Annotated in this window: 16 protein-coding genes; 5 read left to right on the top strand and 11 right to left on the bottom strand. The window is 53.7% G+C overall.

The genetic code is table 11. The annotated features are described in order from the left end of the window. Window positions 1-18 precede the first annotated feature (18 nt). The 3 genes from tssC to C7M51_RS11110 form a co-directional block, all read right to left on the bottom strand. The gene (gene tssC, locus C7M51_RS11100) at window positions 19-1,566 is read right to left on the bottom strand and encodes a type VI secretion system contractile sheath large subunit (RefSeq protein ID WP_160621851.1); all 1,548 of its coding nucleotides are present in this window, start codon (window positions 1,564-1,566) and stop codon (window positions 19-21) included. Window positions 1,567-1,598: 32 nt separating this feature from the next. Continuing rightward, the gene (gene tssB, locus C7M51_RS11105; protein WP_160621852.1) at window positions 1,599-2,096 is read right to left on the bottom strand and encodes a type VI secretion system contractile sheath small subunit; all 498 of its coding nucleotides are present in this window, start codon (window positions 2,094-2,096) and stop codon (window positions 1,599-1,601) included. 775 nt (window positions 2,097-2,871) lie between these two features. Next, the gene (locus tag C7M51_RS11110; RefSeq protein ID WP_160621853.1) at window positions 2,872-3,129 is read right to left on the bottom strand and encodes a hypothetical protein; all 258 of its coding nucleotides are present in this window, start codon (window positions 3,127-3,129) and stop codon (window positions 2,872-2,874) included. 451 nt (window positions 3,130-3,580) lie between these two features. Here C7M51_RS11110 and C7M51_RS11115 point away from each other — a divergent pair, with 451 nt between their 5' ends. Then, window positions 3,581-4,807 carry an L-lactate MFS transporter gene (locus C7M51_RS11115; RefSeq protein ID WP_425281010.1) on the top strand — a complete coding sequence of 409 codons (1,227 nt, stop codon included), beginning with the start codon at window positions 3,581-3,583 and terminating at the stop codon, window positions 4,805-4,807. A gap of 45 nt (window positions 4,808-4,852) precedes the next feature. On the opposite strand, the gene C7M51_RS11120 is transcribed toward C7M51_RS11115, so the two are convergent. From C7M51_RS11120 to licT, 4 genes are all read right to left on the bottom strand, one after another. Further along, window positions 4,853-5,725 carry an SMP-30/gluconolactonase/LRE family protein gene (locus C7M51_RS11120; protein WP_160621855.1) on the bottom strand — a complete coding sequence of 291 codons (873 nt, stop codon included), beginning with the start codon at window positions 5,723-5,725 and terminating at the stop codon, window positions 4,853-4,855. Between the two features lie 92 nt (window positions 5,726-5,817). Continuing rightward, a complete protein-coding gene (locus C7M51_RS11125; protein WP_160621856.1) occupies window positions 5,818-7,212 on the bottom strand; it encodes a glycoside hydrolase family 1 protein in 1,395 nt (464 codons plus the stop codon). A gap of 2 nt (window positions 7,213-7,214) precedes the next feature. Beyond that, complete coding sequence (gene bglF / locus C7M51_RS11130) at window positions 7,215-9,152, bottom strand: PTS beta-glucoside transporter subunit IIABC (protein WP_160621857.1); 1,938 nt, start codon at window positions 9,150-9,152, stop codon at window positions 7,215-7,217. A 143-nt stretch (window positions 9,153-9,295) separates the two neighbouring features. Then, on the bottom strand, window positions 9,296-10,129 hold the full coding sequence (gene licT, locus C7M51_RS11135) for a BglG family transcription antiterminator LicT (protein WP_160621858.1): 834 nt from the start codon (window positions 10,127-10,129) through the stop codon (window positions 9,296-9,298). A gap of 647 nt (window positions 10,130-10,776) precedes the next feature. Between licT and C7M51_RS22255 the strand changes: the two genes are divergently transcribed. After that, window positions 10,777-10,923 carry a hypothetical protein gene (locus C7M51_RS22255; protein ID WP_167522367.1) on the top strand — a complete coding sequence of 49 codons (147 nt, stop codon included), beginning with the start codon at window positions 10,777-10,779 and terminating at the stop codon, window positions 10,921-10,923. Window positions 10,924-11,037: 114 nt separating this feature from the next. Here the strand turns inward: C7M51_RS22255 and C7M51_RS11140 are convergent, their stop codons facing one another. The 3 genes from C7M51_RS11140 to C7M51_RS11150 form a co-directional block, all read right to left on the bottom strand. Continuing rightward, the gene (locus C7M51_RS11140) at window positions 11,038-11,319 is read right to left on the bottom strand and encodes a putative periplasmic lipoprotein (RefSeq protein WP_160621859.1); all 282 of its coding nucleotides are present in this window, start codon (window positions 11,317-11,319) and stop codon (window positions 11,038-11,040) included. Window positions 11,320-11,666: 347 nt separating this feature from the next. Beyond that, a complete protein-coding gene (locus C7M51_RS11145; RefSeq protein ID WP_160621860.1) occupies window positions 11,667-12,119 on the bottom strand; it encodes a universal stress protein in 453 nt (150 codons plus the stop codon). An 11-nt stretch (window positions 12,120-12,130) separates the two neighbouring features. Next, window positions 12,131-12,913 (bottom strand): IclR family transcriptional regulator, encoded by a 783-nt coding sequence (locus C7M51_RS11150; protein WP_160621861.1) that lies wholly within the window; start codon window positions 12,911-12,913, stop codon window positions 12,131-12,133. Window positions 12,914-13,077: 164 nt separating this feature from the next. On the opposite strand from C7M51_RS11150, the gene C7M51_RS11155 reads away from it, so the two are divergent. The 3 genes from C7M51_RS11155 to ypdK all read left to right on the top strand — a co-directional run bounded on the left by C7M51_RS11155 (window position 13,078) and on the right by ypdK (window position 15,985). Next, window positions 13,078-14,685, top strand: a complete 1,608-nt coding sequence (locus tag C7M51_RS11155; protein WP_160621862.1) for an MFS transporter — start codon at window positions 13,078-13,080, stop codon at window positions 14,683-14,685. Window positions 14,686-14,687: 2 nt separating this feature from the next. Further along, a complete protein-coding gene (locus C7M51_RS11160) occupies window positions 14,688-15,716 on the top strand; it encodes an HlyD family secretion protein (RefSeq protein WP_160623634.1) in 1,029 nt (342 codons plus the stop codon). A 197-nt stretch (window positions 15,717-15,913) separates the two neighbouring features. After that, a complete protein-coding gene (ypdK, locus tag C7M51_RS11165) occupies window positions 15,914-15,985 on the top strand; it encodes a membrane protein YpdK (protein ID WP_128178783.1) in 72 nt (23 codons plus the stop codon). A 43-nt stretch (window positions 15,986-16,028) separates the two neighbouring features. On the opposite strand, the gene alaC is transcribed toward ypdK, so the two are convergent. Further along, entirely contained in the window at window positions 16,029-17,267 is a 1,239-nt protein-coding gene (alaC, locus tag C7M51_RS11170) for an alanine transaminase (RefSeq protein WP_160621863.1), read from the bottom strand. Window positions 17,268-17,319: the final 52 nt, after the last annotated feature.

The raw sequence follows: 17,319 nt of genomic DNA on the forward strand, positions 1-17,319 counted from the left end.
CATGCTCGATCGCCTGCTTTATGCTTTAGCCTTCGGCATCTGCGATACCAGCGACAGGTTCACATCCATTCCCTCAACCTGGAAATGCGGCACCGCGTACAGTTTCACGCGGAAGAATCCTGGGTTGTCTTCGATATCTTCCACCACGACTTTCGCGTCACGCAGCGGATGCGATGCCTGTAGTTCGTCGCCGGGATCCGTCATCTCGGTTACCAGACCGCGTACCCAGGTGTTCAGCTCCAGCTCCAGCAGGCGTCGATCTTTCGTCGTCCCGATATTCTCGCGCTGGATAAGCTTCAGATAGTGAGCGATGCGTGATAACAGAAAGATGTAGGGTAAACGGGCGTTGATGCGGCTGTTCGCGGTAGCGTCTGCCGTATCGTACAGCGCAGGTTTCTGCGTTGAGTTCGCTGAGAAAAAGCAGGCATAGTCACGGTTTTTGTAATACGACAGCGGAATAAAGCCCAGGCTGGCAAACTCAAATTCCCGCGTCTCCGGTATCATGACTTCCGACGGGATTTTCACCTGGTTACCTGTTCCCAGGTCATACAGATGTATCGGCAGGTCATGGACCGCGCCGCCCGCCTGCGGACCACGTATCTGTACGCACCAGCCATTGTTAATAAAGCTGCGCACCATGTTCGCCGCGAACGCGAACGACGCGTTAGTCCACAGATAGCGTCCGTGGTCTGGACCCTTCACTTCTTCTACGTAGTTGAAGCTGCGTACCGGCACCGTGTCCGGTCCGTACGGCAGACGTCCCAACACGCGTGGCATTACCAGACCGATATAGCGCGCATCGTCCGTCTCGCGGAAAGATTTCCACTTGATGTACTCCGCACGGTCAAAGTAGTTGCCAATATCTTTAATGGCCGCCACCTCTTCCATCGTCTCCTTCAGGAAGAATTTCGGCCCGGCTGAGCCGATAAACGGCATGTGCGCCGCCGCTGATACTTTAGAAATGTTGCGCAGCAGCGCCACGTCCTGTGCCGAGGCATCAAATTCATAGGCCGAGATCAGCGCGCCGATCGGCTCGCCGCCCGGCGTGTCGTATTCTGCCACGTAGGTTTGCAGGTAAAGCCCGCTCTGCACGATTTCCGGCGCGTCTTCAAAGTCCTGGCGCAGATCTTCTTTCGACAGATCCAGCAGCTCCAGCTTCACGTTTTGACGGAAGTCTGTCCGATCTACCAATGATTTCACGCCGCGCCACAGTGATTCCACTGCCTGAAACTCAGGGTGGTGTAGCACCGCATCCAGCTGGCGGCTTATCTGCTGATCCAGCTCCGCGATATGGTGATCTATCAGCGTCTTGTCCAGCTTCTCTACCCGCGTGCCCGCGTGGCTCAGGCGCTCCAGGAATACCTGCATAGCCGCCGTCAGTCGCTCATCTGCCGTCGCGTCCGACATCGCCTGCGCATCCTGCCATACGTCCGGCGCGCTCAGCCGCGTCACCGGGTTCAGATTGATTTTTTTAAACAGCGAGGCGTAAACGCTACCCGCTTCAGAACGTTCCAGCACCTGGCTTTCGCCGCCTGCGGCGTTTTCATTTTGTACAGACATCAGCATCTTCTCTCGTTAATCCGTTAATCCCGTTGCCGTCACGCCTGATCCGGCACCAGCGCAGACAGTTCGCTGCGCAGCCCGTCGCTCAGCGTCGGGTCCTGGAGAATTTTTTCCAGTTCCCGACGGAACGCCTGGTTATCCAGCAGGTTCGCCTTCAGATCGCGCAGCAGACTGCGCATTGCGAGCATCGCTTTCAGCTGTGGGATCTGGCGCGCTACTTGCTCAGGCGTAAAATCATTCATCTCGCGGAAAGAAAGGCGAACGTTCTCTTCGCTGCCGTCACCGGCCAGCGTGTTCTCAACGGTGAGATTGACATCGGGGGCATAGTCAGCAAGAACGCTGTTGAAATTATTTTTATTAATATTAATTTTGCTTCTTTCTGACACCGGTAATTCAGCTTTCCCGTTACTAAAATCACCTACTGCCAGCAGTTTTAACGGTAGCTCGACTTTTTTCTGCGCCCCACCGGTATGGAGATCGAGCCGGATATTTACACGTGCTTTTGGCACCTCATTTTGAAAGGTATCAGCCATAAAATTCCCTTTATTAAAAATACGATGAACATTCAGTACGGCAAATTTCGGGTTAATCCTAGAGCAAAATGTCAATACAGATCAACTTAACGGATCAAAGATCTGATATGAAGTTAATACTCAGAATTTTCTTCTAAGTATTAGATAAAAACAATATTGTCCAGATGGTTCACATACAGCATAAATATTGACTTTAAAAATATAAAAAGTGATTTATACTGCCGTAGGTTTAAATATCAGGATAAAAACAATATTAGAATAAATAATTGATTTTCATCAAATTAAATAACCAACCTCAAAATAATAAATAATTTAAAACCACCAAATTAATAAATCCAAAATATAAATAATAATTTTGCTATTGCATTAGCTGCGCAGATCGATAGCAAACAAAACATTAAAAAATAAAACAATCAAAACAGCATATATTTATACGATATTTTATTAACGGGCATGATGACTTCAGCAATAATTGCAGGTAAAAAACTGCATCGTTAACGTTGAAGTGAACCAGACAGCAACCTGAAATAGCTGCATTCAGGACATAATATTTGGGGGATCAAAGCAAAAAATAGAAAGGAATAGTGTGCGATTTTCTTATACTATTTATCGTGAAAGATGCGCAAGATTGTTTATCTGATACGAAAAACCACAGAGTTATTACACTGTTGTGCTGTAAATTGATTAACTGCCTTAACTTTGGTTAGGCGCAGGTCGGCTCTTTTAATAGCAGAGCGGCATAGCCTGTCAGCCATACCGCCTTGTCCGTTCCCGGTTAGCGCATCACAGGAGGACGGGGAGCGCCGGGATTAAGGCGAGTGGGTTGATTAAGAGCACGCCTTGCCAGCCAGTAAAGAAGTACTCTCTCATCGTCTCCTTCGTGATCGGCCATCGACAGCAGCTTAAGGGAAAGTGTAGATTTATTTACCGGCTGCCTGGCTTCGCTCAGCGCAACTACGGCGCGCCCGATCAAACAGCAGACCTCATCTTCTTTTTCTACGGTACCAGTGGATTCATATGTAGCATTTTTCATATTTCCTCCCGTTATCTAAATAATTAGTCTGGCACACAGGATGGTTTCGTGCCGCAACCGTCTCGCCTGTGAAATATATTGCAACGCTTATTGAGGTTTGCTTGCGATTTACTGGCCTGGTTAACGAAAAGAGCCTGTCGCTGCCGTACATGGGCTTGTTTACAACGCTTAAAGGCGAAACTGACGTACTGGCGGTTGCCTGACGCGGTTAACTGCATTAGAATAATTTACCTGTCAGGCACAAAAGACACACATATTCAACTTTCAATCACCCTGTTTAACACTACTGCGTTAATCCCTCTTTCAGCGTCAGTCGCCGTGCAATGCCATTCATACCTTCTCAGCGGCATTTCATTCCCGATTAGTGGCTATTCATGGCATTTTCCCCTGCGTTTATCAGGGTCGCTCTACCATCAGCTTAATTCAGGCATTCCCGCATGGGAGAGAGATGATGAACAAAACGAAGCAAACCTACCCACAAAATCTTGTTCGCTGGCTGACGCTAACCGGCACCATCATTACCCAATTTGCGCTGGGCTCGGTCTATACCTGGAGCCTGTTTAACGGCCAGCTATCACAGAAACTTGATGCTCCGGTGAGCCAGGTCGCCTTCTCATTTGGCCTGTTGAGTCTTGGGCTGGCGCTCTCCTCTTCCATTGCCGGTAAGCTCCAGGAACGGTTTGGCGTGCGTAACGTCACCATTGGCGCAGGCATATTAATGGCGCTGGGCTTTTATCTGACGTCACAGGCCAATTCGCTGCTAATGCTGTGGCTGAGCGCAGGCGTACTGGTAGGGCTGGCGGACGGTGCCGGTTATCTGTTGACGTTATCCAACTGTGTCAAATGGTTTCCGGAACGTAAAGGCGTGATTTCCGCCTGCGCCATCGGTGCCTATGGCCTCGGCAGCCTCGGCTTTAAATTTATTTGCAGCAGCCTGCTGCTTCATTTCAGCCTGGAAACCACCTTCCTGATCTGGGGCGTGCTGGCGATGAGCATGGTGATTATCGGTGCGTTGCTGATGAAAGATGCGCCGCGTCAGGAGATGACTTCACGTCAGGGCCAGCCCGCCGCCCGCGATTACAGCCTGGCAGAATCGATGCGTATGCCGCAGTACTGGATGCTGGCGCTGATGTTCCTGACCGCCTGCATGAGCGGCCTCTATGTGATTGGCGTAGCTAAGGATATTGGCGAAGGCATGGTACATCTCAGCGCACAAACCGCAGCCAACGCGGTTACCGTTATCGCCATCGCCAACCTGAGCGGACGTCTGGTACTCGGCGTGTTATCCGATAAAATGGCGCGCATTCGGGTTATTACTCTGGCGCAGATCGTTTCGCTGGCGGGGATGGGCATTTTGCTGTTCACCCATATGAATGAAATGACTTTCTTTATCTCCGTCGCCTGCGTTGCCTTTAGCTTTGGCGGCACCATTACCGTTTATCCTTCGCTGGTCAGTGATTTCTTTGGGCTGAACAACCTGACGAAGAACTACGGCGTTATCTATCTTGGCTTTGGTATTGGCAGCGTGCTGGGTTCGCTTATCGCTTCGCTGTTTGGCGGTTTTACCGTCACCTTTAGCCTGATTATGACGCTGCTGGTGATTTCGCTGGTGATGTCACTCATTATCCGTATACCACACCGGGAGCACCGCCTGTCACCGCTCTGGCAGCGTAGCTAATCCTTTTACCGCTGCGGGCGAGTCAATGACTCGCCCGTTTTGTTATTAGCCAAACAGCGGTTCCGGCTGACCGGCGACCGGCATACGCACCGCCAGCAGGCTGCCGGACCAGGGATACTGTGCCAGTTCCTCTGCGCTGCGGTTCTCACGCGAGCTGGTGATATAGAGCGTTTTCAGATCGTCGCCGCCAAAGGCCACCATCGTCGGCCAGCGCACCGGCAGCGGGATTTCATCAACAATCTCAGCGGAGCGCGGATCGATACGCACAATGCGCCCGCCGTCAAACATCGCCGACCAGTAAAAACCGTCTTCATCCACCGCCGCGCCATCAGGCTGTAGCCCATCGCTAAAGCGGCGGAACAGTTCACGCTTGCCGGGGTTACCGTTTACCGCATCGAGCGGATAACGCCAGATAACATGGTTAGAGGTATCGCTGTGCCAAGCCCAGCGACGATCGGGCGAAAACGCCAGTCCGTTAGATATCTGGAGGTCATTTTCGATAATATGCAACTGAAGATCGCTATCAAGACGACAGAGTATCGCACCGTTGCGATCCTGCGGCTCCCATAGGGTCCCGCACCAGAAGCGGCCAAAGGGATCGACCCTTCCGTCATTAAAGCGGCTTTTGCTGGCCTCGCCGGGATGCTCCGCCACTTTGCGCTGCGGCCTGCCCTGTTCATCCAGAAACCAGATGCCGCTGCGCATCGCAGCCACCAGCCCTCCCTCGCGGCGCAGACCGATACAGCCAATCTCTTCATGCTGGGGAAAAACCTGATGCTCACCGCTTGCAGGATCGAAGCGGTGCAGCGCCGGAGCCAGGATATCCACAAACCACAGCGCCTGCTCTGCGGTTGACCATAGCGGGCATTCACCCAGCTCCGTTTCAATAGGTAAAACACGCTCCACTTGCCAGTTCATGCACGCTCCTTTTTCACTAGCGGATTGATGCCTAAACTGTAGCGGAAATCGGCGTGGAGCGGTTTATCCGTGCGGTAAAATCGACAAACGTCTTAAGGTTTCAGGTTGGCACCGCCGGTCGCGATAACCTGCTGATACCACCAGAAGCTCTGCTTACGGTAGCGTGCCAGCGTTCCTTCGCCTTGATCATTACGATCGACGTAGATGAAGCCGTAGCGTTTTGAGATCTCCGCTTTTGAAGCGCTGATCAGATCGATTGGCCCCCAGCTGGTGTAGCCCATCACATTTACGCCATCTTCCAGCGCCTCGGCAACCTGCACCAGATGATCGTTCATATAGTCAATGCGATAGCTATCCTGAATGGTGCCGTCAGCTTCCAGCTTATCTTTCGCGCCCAGCCCATTTTCCACAATAAACAGCGGTTTCTGATAGCGATCCCACAGCATATTCAACAGCGTGCGCAGGCCAATCGGATCGATCTGCCAGCCCCACTCAGAGCAGGCGAGATGCGGATTCTGTACCATGCTGAGAATATTGCCTCGCGCCTTCTGATTCAGCGCTTCATCAGTGGTCACGCAGCCGCTCATGTAGTAGCTAAACGAGATAAAATCGACGGTTTCGCGCAGCGCAAGGCGATCTTCTTCGGTAATATCCAGTTCGATCTGCTGCTCGCGCAGGAAGCGCAGCATGTAGCCAGGCCATGCGCCACGGCACTGCACATCGCCAAAGAACAGCCAGCTGCGGTTCTCCTGTAACGTAGCAAACACATCTTCAGGCTTGCAGCTGAGCGGGTACATCAAACCACCGAGCAGCATGTTACCGATTTTCGCGTCAGGAATAATTTCATGACAGGCCTTTACCGCCAGCGCGCTGGCAACCAGCTGATGATGGATCGCCTGGTAGATCGCGCCTTTGCTGCTGTCGCCGGGCAACCCAACACCGGTAAAAGGCGCATGCAGTGACATATTGATTTCATTGAAGGTAAGCCACAGCTTCACTTTATGCTGATAGCGCTGGAAAACGGTACGCGCATAGCGCTGGAAGAAATCAATCAGCTGACGATTGCCCCAACCACCATATTTTTTCACCAGCCCCATTGGCATTTCGTAATGGGAAAGGGTCACCAACGGTTGAATATTATAGCGCGCCAGTTCGTCAAGCAGCCGATCGTAGTAGGCCAGACCCGCTTCGTTTGGCTGCGTTTCATCGCCCTGCGGGAAAATACGCGTCCAGGCGATAGAGATGCGCAGGCAGCGAAAGCCCATTTCGGCAAACAGCGCCACATCTTCTGGATAACGGTGATAAAAATCGATAGCGATATCTTTCAGCGAGCGATCGCCCGGCACGCGTTCTATAACCGGTCCAAAAATACCCTGTGGCTGTACATCCGAGGTGGATAAGCCTTTACCATCCTCCTGCCATGCCCCTTCAACCTGATTAGCGGCAATTGCCCCACCCCATAAGAAATTATCCGGAAAGCGTTTCATATTCACTCCTTGTTGTCGTGGTGCACGCCAAGAAAAGGCGCGCCTGCGTGGATGGTATTGCTGTCGGCCAGCGTAACCACTTGGGTAAAGTCTTCACTATTGCTGATCACGATCGGCGTAGTGAGATCGAATCCGGCGTCCAGGATCGCCTGACGATTGAACTCCAGCAGCAGATCGCCCGGCTTGACGGCGTCGCCCGGCTTGACGTGCGCGGTAAAATGCTCGCCGTTGAGCTTAACGGTATCAATACCGATATGGATGAGTAGTTCAATGCCGCTATCGCTGAGCAGGCCAATAGCGTGACGCGTAGTAAACAGTGAGGCCACCTCGCCATAGAAAGGCGAGACGACGACGCCATCCTGCGGCACAATCGCTGCGCCGCTACCCAGCAGCCCGCTGGCAAAGGTGGCATCGGGAACCTGGTCTAGTGCAACAACGGTGCCGCTAAGCGGTGCCAGCAGCGTCTCAACGCCAGAATGACGATCGGAAGTTAAGGCTGAACGGGATATATCGGCAGGCGCATTCGTGGCGCTATCGGCTTCAGCTGCGGCAGATGCTGTCGTACCGGCCGCAGCTGTGGGCAGACCCGCAATGATAGTCAACACGGCGCTGACCAGCAGCGCCAGCAGTGCGCCGCCAATCGCTCCCCAGACGCTCAGATCGATTCCGGACGCGGGGATAAACTGCGCCAGGCTGAAGATACTGGTCAGTCCAAAGGAATAGGCATGGCTTCCACACAATGCGACTACCGCACTGCCAAGCGCACCGCCGATACAGCCAAAAATAAACGGACGACGACGCGGCAACGTTACGCCATAGACTACCGGTTCGGTAATGCCGAATACCGCTGCCGTCGCTCCCGAACCTGCCAGCATTTTCAGCTGCGCATCGCGGGTACGCAGCATCACCCCTAAGCTGGCTCCGGCCTGCCCCATCACGGCGGGAAGCACCAGCGGTACCAGCGTATCCTGTCCCAGCACGGCCAGGTTGTTCATCATCAACGGGATAAAGCCCCAGTGCAGACCAAAGATAACGCAGACCTGCCAGAAGCCGCCCACAACGATACCAGCCAGCCAGGGAGCGAAGGCGTAAATAGCCTGGTAACCTTCAGCCAGCGCGTGGCTAAGCCAGGTAGCTACTGGCCCAATCAGCAGGAAAGTTAACGGAACGGTTACCAGCAGACAGATCAGCGGCGTAAACAGGTTTTTTATTACGTCAGGCAGAACCTTCACGCACTGTTTCTCCAGCCAGCAGCTGAGCCAGGCGGCGAAAATAACCGGAATCACCGAACCGCTGTAATTCAGAAAGGTAACAGGAATACCCAAAAACAGCTGGGCGGGCGCGCCAGCCTGGGTACTGGCGTTAAACGCCTCAATCATCAGCGGATGCGTTAAAGCACCGCCGATCACCATTGTCAGGAACGGACTGCCACCAAATTTTTTCCCGGCGGTATAGCCCAGCACTATCGGCAGGAAATAAAACAGCGCGTCGCTGGCGACAAACCAGATTTTATAGGTTCCACTTTCCGTCGTCATCCATCCGCAGGCTACGCAGAGCGCCAGGATACCTTTCAGGATCCCGGCACCAGCAAGTACACCAAGAAAAGGGGTAAAAATACCGGAGATAGTATCGATAAGGCGGTTAAATAGCTTCTCTTTACCCTTTTTTTCCGTGGTGACGGGTGCATCATCTTTATAGCCCAGCTGCTGGCAAATCGCCTGCCAGACCTCATGCACATGATTACCAATTACTACCTGAAACTGCCCCCCGCTAATCACAACCATAATCACACCGGGGTGCGCTTTGAGTCCCTCGCTGTCGGCCAGCGCGTTATCCTTTAATTTAAAGCGCAACCGGGTAGCGCAGTGTATTACGCTGACGATATTATCGCTTCCGCCTACACCGCTAATAATATCCCTGGCTATCTGTTGATTCGGCATATTCAATCCTTTTATAACGGCCACCTACAGGCGGCATAGTGCTAATAAAAAAAAACCTGACGACAGGCCTTGTTAATAAGGCTGCCTTCAGGTTTTGCCTGCCGAAGCAGTAACAATCCAGAATTTATTTACTGAATAAAACGCTAGACGGTCTCTTTACGTACCCTTTCGATATGGATAGCAAGAAACATTTTTTCTTCATTGCTTAGCGTACACTGATATTGCTGTTGTAGATGCCGATCTATCTTGCCGGCACAGCGCCATGCGCTGGCATACCTTTCTTTTATTGGCAGATAAAGCATGGCGTCATCGTCCGCTACCGTTTTTCTTCTCAACATGCGCTGGGCGAAAAATTTCAGGTGGGTGACCAGACGCTGATAGCTGAGCGATTGCTGATCGTATTCCAGCCGCAAATGATATTTGATGATATGCAGTATCTCCTGCATCACGCGGGTAATGTGCATCACCTCCGGCATTTCACTGTTAAGCTGAGCGTTCACCAGGTGAAGCGCGATAAAGCCCGCTTCATCTTCCGGTAGCGCCACGCCAAGCCGCTGCTGCAAAATATCCAGCGCTTCAAGGCCAATGCTGAATTCGCGCGGGTAAAGCTGTTTAATTTCCCACAGCAGCGCGTTGGGCAAGAGAACATTGTCGTTATGCCGCACGATTGCGAAATAGCAGTGATCGGCCAGCGCAATACAAAGGTTATCCTGTAGCTTACCCAGCCGCTGACGCGCCAGTTCAGTAATGCGATCGCAGGTCGTCAGCACCTCTGGCGGGATCTGGCTCAATAACTCCGTCAAGCGCGCCACCATCGCATCATTCTGACGGGCAAACACTTTCTCTATTTTATCACTGTCAATGGTATCGCCGATTCGCTTCTGAAAACCTAAACCGCGTCCCATGATCACCTGTTCGCACTGCTGCTCATCCAGAACGACCACGACGTTATTATTAAGCACTTTGGTGATCTTCATGCTTCCCTCAAAAACAAAAAACCCGATTCCTGGCACAGGCCAGGAGATCGGGTTTTGCCTGCATATGCAGTAACAATCCAGCGCCCTTACTCTACCAGCTTTGGGCACACGCTCAATATGTCATTGGTAAAAACGTGAAGCCGATCGGCAGCACTATGGTTGTTGCCCATTTACAGGCAGATTAATCAAGCCGTTAGCGACAGCAGAAATCAAATAACAGATGGAAGCAGGTCTTTTTCTTCGTTTTAACTATTTTTTCTGATTCATCCCGGCAGATTGCCTCATTGCCTGTCACTACGCTTAACGCCCGATCGCTATTTTGCGCAAGGAAAACAAGCAGCCGTCAGATGAACATTAGCAACAGAAAAACAGCAACCCTGTATTTATTAACAGCCTTTTGTAGCGATAAAAATTAATCTGGACGGCAAATGAGAATGAGAATATAAAATTACTCTTATTTAAGAAAATTCCTGCCATTCTTTCCCTGCATTCAGTTCATTCCTATATTTTTCACCGGTCCTTTTCTCTTATTCTGAACTTAATGAAACATTTATAAATATTTAATTAATTAACTCTACAATGGAGCCGTTATTCCTTCACTTTTAACCGTTAAAGTAACGGTCATTAAGGCAATGAAGGAATGCAAGATGCGAATGATGGTAAAAACCGTTTCTGTTCTGGCGATTGTCAGTATGCTCAGCGGCTGTATAATTGCACACGACCGCGGCCCAGGCGGGGGATGGCACCACGATCGTGGTAACCATCACGGCTGGCATCATCATCGCGGCAGATAAAGGATTCTAAACGGGTGCGCCATGTAGCGCACCTCGCGGCAAAGCCTGCACACAGCAATATTATAAATATAAAGTAAGAAAAATTGGGCGAGAATATTCTCGCCCATTTCTTTATTACCCTTTTATCGCGTAGTTACACTGATACCAGGTGGTTTTCAAACCCGGAATATAACTTTCCTGTGGCGGCAACGGTGCAACCAGATCAAAACCCTGTGCGCTACAATAGTGTGCCACATCACGTTCCATTGCCGTTTTATCCACATTTTGCGGATGATAACGATACTGGACCGTATGTGAAACGGGATCCTCATCCACGCGTTCAAAAGCCCCAGGTTTACTGGTGGTACAGCCTGCTAATAAAAACAGCGCCAGAGCGCCGTAAATTTTACTCTTCATCTTTGTTCCTTAATGCTGGTGCGACATCTTAACAGGCAACCACGCATATACAATCGGAATGCCCCGCAATAAACAACGCATTATCAACGTTTTGACCGATTGAATTAATTCAGATAAACGGTTAGTCGTGAGGCTGCCAGGATGCGATTATCAACCCAGACGTCACAATGTCTGTGCCATACACCAGGCTATATAACTATAAATATCAACGATCTGACTCTTTGATGCCCGCTACGAGCGGGCTTTTTTATGGATTAACCAGCGCTGACGCGAAGCCTGCATAATACGCAAAAAGCTGGCGCAGGTTTTGGGAGGAAGTGCGAGAATGGCGTCTCAGCGGATGCTGACTATTGTGCGCGTACGTCAACCAGTACCGGACAGTGTGCACGTTCAATCACCGCTGCGCTTACTGAACCTTTCAGCAGGCGATTAAACGGCGACAGATGGCGACGCCCCATAATAATCATTTGTGCGTCCAGCGCGCTGGCCTGCGCCACGATGGTTTCTGCCGATTCGCCCGCCACAATACGTCCACGCGCTTCAATACCGGCACCCAGCAGCTGCGCCAGCGCATGACGAATTACCAGCTCGGCGGTGTTCTGCTCATCCAGCGCCGCACCAAAATCTGCCGGATCTTCTGCGGCAGTAATATCCAGCGGCTCGCCACAGGTGGCATAAGCGGGATCGATGCAGCACAGCACCATAACCTGCGCCTTCAGCGCACGCGCCTGTTCCACCGCCAGCGCAACGACTTTGCGCGAAACATCCGAATTATCTACAGCAACCAGTAGCATTGTCATATTCTTGTTCCTTAATCGTGCGCCAGATGTTTACCGATTTCACGCGTCATCGCCTCTTTACATTTTAGTATTTCATGACGATAGAGCGCTTCATTCTTGTGAAAGCGTGCTGCCGGAACCAGTAGCGATACCGCAAAGCGTCCCAGCAGAGTATCCAGCGCTACGCCCATGGTGGAGATACCCTCCAGCGTTTCACCGCGATCGAAGGAAACGCCGCTTTGCCGAATCGCCTTCAGCTGACGCAGCAGCTCCGGCAGCGTTTTAATGGTGTTTTCGGTAATGGCATCAAAGGATTCCCCTACCAGCGCACGCACATCTTCGTCACTCTCCAGCGACAGCAGCGCCCGCCCGCCGGACGTGCTGTACAGCGGCAGATTAAGGCCCATTCTCGGCACCACGCGCAGCTCGCGATCGGCCACGATAAAATGCACGATGGCCAGCTGGCTGCCGCTGGCGCGCGCCAGCGATACGGTTTCGCCAGTGGCGTCGCTCAGCGCCTGGAGCGCCGGACGCGTCACTTCCACCACGTCCGTATGTACGCTGGAGATCAGGCGCAGCAGCGCCGGGCCCAGCCGCACACCACCTGCGCCATGGCTGCGCACCATCTGCGCGGCATCAAGCGCCGCCACAATACGCTGCACGGTAGAACGCGGCAATGCCACCGCCTGCGCGATTTCCCCCAGGCTCATTCCTGCCGGATGTTCACCCAGCGCATTAAGGATTTTCGCAGCGCGTGCAATAACCTGGATGCCGCCGTTTTTTTCATCGCCGCCATGCGGCGCTTTGTCAAACATGATCTTCTCTTTCCATGAAGGGCGCCGCTACTGTAGCGCTTTTTATCGTGCTTTCCCAGCCTGTACCACATTGCAATACATTAAGTCGCCATGTAAGATTCGCCCTCACTGTATCGCATCACAATACACCTTCTCATAATAAGAAATCGTATGGAGTACCTGCTATGAACGGTCAGCCTGCCGCTGCACCGGCTCCCCACCCTTTTACCCTGCGTCTGGCGCTGGGGCTGGTCGGCGTGCTGATCGCCGCGCTCTCTTCCGGCCTTAACGACCGCGTTACCGATATCGCGCTGGCGGATATCCGCGCCGCGCTCGGTATTGGTTATGACCAGGGTAGCTGGCTGATTGCGGGCTATCAGGCGGCGGAAGTCGCCGCGATGATGATCGCCCCGTGGTTCGCCGTCACGTTCTCGCTGCGGCGCTTTGCGCTGGGCGTGGCGTTTGGCTTCGGTGCCGTTGCCGCGCTGCTGCCGTTTGCCACACACTATCCGCTGTTTCTGGCGCTGCGAGTATTGCAGGGCGCGTTCGGTGGCGCGCTACCACCGCTGCTGATGACGGTGGCGCTACGCTTTTTGCCGCCGCCGCTTAAGCTCTATGGTCTGAGCGCCTACGCCCTGACCGCCACTTTCGGGCCAAATATGGCGGCTTCGCTGGCCGCCTTCTGGACCGACAGCGTGGGCTGGGCGTTTGTTTTCTGGCAGGTGATCCCTCCGATGTTGATCGCTATGCTGCTCATCGGCTGGGGTATTCCGCAGGATCCAGCACGCCCTGAACGTTTTCGCCAAATCGATCTGTTTGGCATGCTGACCGGCTGTAGCGGCGTGGCGCTGTTAATACTGGTGCTGAACCAGGGCGAGCGGCTGGACTGGCTCGCCTCGCCCATGCTTGTTGCGATGCTGCTGGCAAGCCTGGCGCTGCTGACGGTGTTTCTGATCAATGAGTGGTTTCATCCGCTGCCGCTGTTCCGGCTGCAAATGTTAGCGCGCCCTAATCTGGCACACGGCCTGTTGACGCTGGCGGGAGTGCTGCTGATTGCGCTCTCCGGCTCGGCACTGCCTTCGGCTTATTTTGCTCAGGTTGAAGGATTCCGCACCGCGCAGTTTGCGCCGCTGGCGCTGACCATCGGCGCCCCACAGCTGCTGATCGCACCGTTCCTTGCCATGCTGCTGAATATTCGCTGGATCGACTGCCGCTGGATGCTGAGCTGTGGCGCGCTGCTGCTGGCCACCTCCTGCCTGATGGGATCGCAGATCACCAGCGACTGGGCGCGACAAAACTTCTGGCTGATTCAGGTGATGCAGGCTTTCGGTCAGCCGATGATGATCTTGCCGGTGCTGATGAGCGCCACCTCGGTGGTGCTTCCTCCTGAAGGGCCTTTTGCGTCAGCGATGTTTAATACCGTACGCGGCTTTTCCAGCGTGGCGGCGGGAACGCTGGTGGAGTGGTTTATCAGCCATCGCGAGCAGTTCCACTCCCATATTTTGCTGGACGGTGCCGCCAGCCGTAGCGGATTGATGAGCGCAGGCTCTGCCAGCGAAACCAGCGCTGCAATGCCGCTGCTGCCCGATGGCAGCATCAGCTCGACGGAAAACATCGCCCATTTCTCTACGCTGGTGAGGCATCAGGCGCAGGTGCTGAGCATCAGCGACGCTTATCTGCTGCTGATCGTCTTCGCCCTGCTGCTGATTCTGCTCACCGCCTGGCTGCCAAAGCGCGTCTGGCCACCGCAAACCTTACTACAACAACCTGTTATGCCAAAACCGGGAAACTGATGATGTCTTTTACACCTGCTAAACGCACCGCTCTGTTAACGGCGCTGCTAATTATTCTGCTGGCGATCGCCTGCTTTATCTGGTCGGTGATGACCCGTGCCGACTACCGCACCGATGATGCCTGGGTAAGCGCCGACTATACGCTGGTTGCGCCGAAAGTTTCCGGCTATATCAGCCAGGTGCTGGTGCGTGATAACCAGCCGGTCAAAGCGGGCGATCTGCTCGCTACGCTGGACGACCGCGACTATCGCGTAGCGCTGGAAAGCGCAGAGGCTAATTTACAGCTGAGCGAGGCGAAGCTGGCGGCCATCATTGCCCAGCGCGAGCAACAGCAGGCGGTCATCGCACAAAACAGAGCGGCGGTAAACGCCAGTCAGGCGACGCTCAGCTATGCCGGGCAGAATGCCGAGCGCTATCGCCGCCTGTTACAAAGCGGCACCGCCACCGCCGACGAGCAGCAGAAAGCCAGTTCCTCAATGCGATCCGCTGCGGCGCAGGTGGAGCAGAACCGCGCCGCAGCAGTGGCGGCGGAAAAACAGATCGCTATTTTGCAGGCCAGCCAGAAACAGGCGGAAGCGGATATCGCCGCCGCCAGAGCCTCCGTCGATCAGGCACAGCTGAATCTCTCTTATACGCGCATCGTGGCACCGGTCAGCGGCATGGTTGGTCAGCGCACGCTGCGACAGGGTGCCTATGTCTCTGCCGGTAGTCGCCTGCTGGCGCTGGTACCGTTACAGCAGATCTATATTACCGCCAACTACCTGGAAACCCAGCTGGATAAGGTAAAACCGGGACAGCGAGTGGAGATTGCCGTTGACGCCCTGCCCGGCCAGCGTTTTCATGGCCACGTAGACAGCATCGCGCCCGCTACCGGCGCCACGTTTTCAGCTATCGCCGCCGATAACGCCACGGGCAATTTTACTAAGGTGGTGCAGCGTCTGCCGGTGAAAATCACGCTCGATACGCAGCAGCCCAATCTGGCGCGTCTGCGCGTCGGTATGTCGGTGGTGCCGGAGATTGGCGTGGAGTAAGCATTCCTTTGTCGGGATTATGCCTATTTATTTTGTCATTGAATGCGCGTAAATTAGCGCGCGATCCTGTTCTGAGTTACTCAGAACGACCCGGAAACAACGATGCCGCACGTCAGAAAGCGCATCTTGTTGCCATTCTGTTCGCGTTGCGCTGGCCTGGGATCGCCACCGTCGTAACCGCTCAGAGGAGTATTCAGGTGAAATACGCGTTGATGGGAATCTCTTTCTTCCTGTTGATCTGGGTCGGCACTTTCGTGCTGATGCTGTAAACGAGCAAAGTGGGGGCGACGCACAACGTCGCCCAATTTCATTTTACTCCGGCAGGAGCTCGCTACCTTTTACCGCACCCGGCAGAACGCCATCGGCACGGAACATCGCCTTAATTCCCCGCACCGCCTGACGAATACGATCGCGGTTTTCAATCAACGCGAAGCGCACGTGCGTATCACCATAGTCGCCGAAGCCAATACCGGGCGAAACGCACACCTTCGCCTCCTGCAACAGCCGTTTGGCAAACTCCAGTGAACCAAGATGCGCATAGTAGTCAGGAATTTTCGCCCAGACATACATTGAGGCTTTCGGCATCTCCACCATCCAGCCCGCCTCATGTAGCCCTTTGACCAGTACATCACGCCGCCGCTTATACTGCTCGGCGATATCACGTACGCACTGCTGATCGCCTTCCAGCGCGGCGATGGCCGCCACCTGTAGCGGCGTAAAGGTGCCGTAATCGTGGTAGCTTTTGATTCGCGCCAGCGCTGCCACCAGCTCCCTGTTGCCCACCATAAAGCCGATGCGCCAGCCCGCCATATTGTAGCTTTTCGACAGGGTAAAGAACTCCACCGCCACATCGCGCGCGCCCGGCACCTGCATGATGGAAGGCGCTTTCCAGCCGTCATAAACGATATCGGCGTAGGCAAGATCGTGTACCACCAGCACGTTGTACTGCTTCGCCAGCGCAATCACCCGCTCAAAAAAATCAAGCTCAACGCACTGTGAGGTAGGATTGGAGGGGAAGCCGAGGATCATCATTTTCGGCTTGGGATAGCTTTCGCGAATCGCCCTTTCCAGCTCGTTAAAGAAATCAACGCCTGCCACCAGCGGCACCGAGCGCACCTGCGCGCCAGCAATTACCGCACCGTAAATATGAATCGGATAACTGGGATTCGGCACCAGCACGGTATCGCCATGATCGAGCGTTGCCAGCATCAAATGCGCCAGCCCCTCTTTCGAGCCAATCGTCACGATCGCTTCTGATTCAGGATCGATTTCAACCTGATAGCGATCGGCGTACCAGCGGGAGATCGCCCGGCGCAGGCGGGGAATGCCGCGTGATGCGGAGTAGCCGTGCGTATCGTCACGCTGCGCCACCTGACAAAGCTTTTCCACAATATGAGGCGGTGTCGCGCCATCGGGATTGCCCATACTGAAATCGATAATATCTTCGCCGCGCCGTCGCGCAGCCATTTTCAGCTCAGCGGTGATGTTAAATACATAGGGAGGAAGGCGTTCAATACGGGAAAAACGGCGAGACGAGCTGTTATCAGCCATAGTAACCTCTGTGAATACGTAAGCGCCCGGACCGTCCGAGCGACGCTGACCG

It is taken from the genome of Mixta intestinalis, from assembly GCF_009914055.1.
In the GTDB taxonomy this organism is placed as follows: domain Bacteria; phylum Pseudomonadota; class Gammaproteobacteria; order Enterobacterales; family Enterobacteriaceae; genus Mixta; species Mixta intestinalis.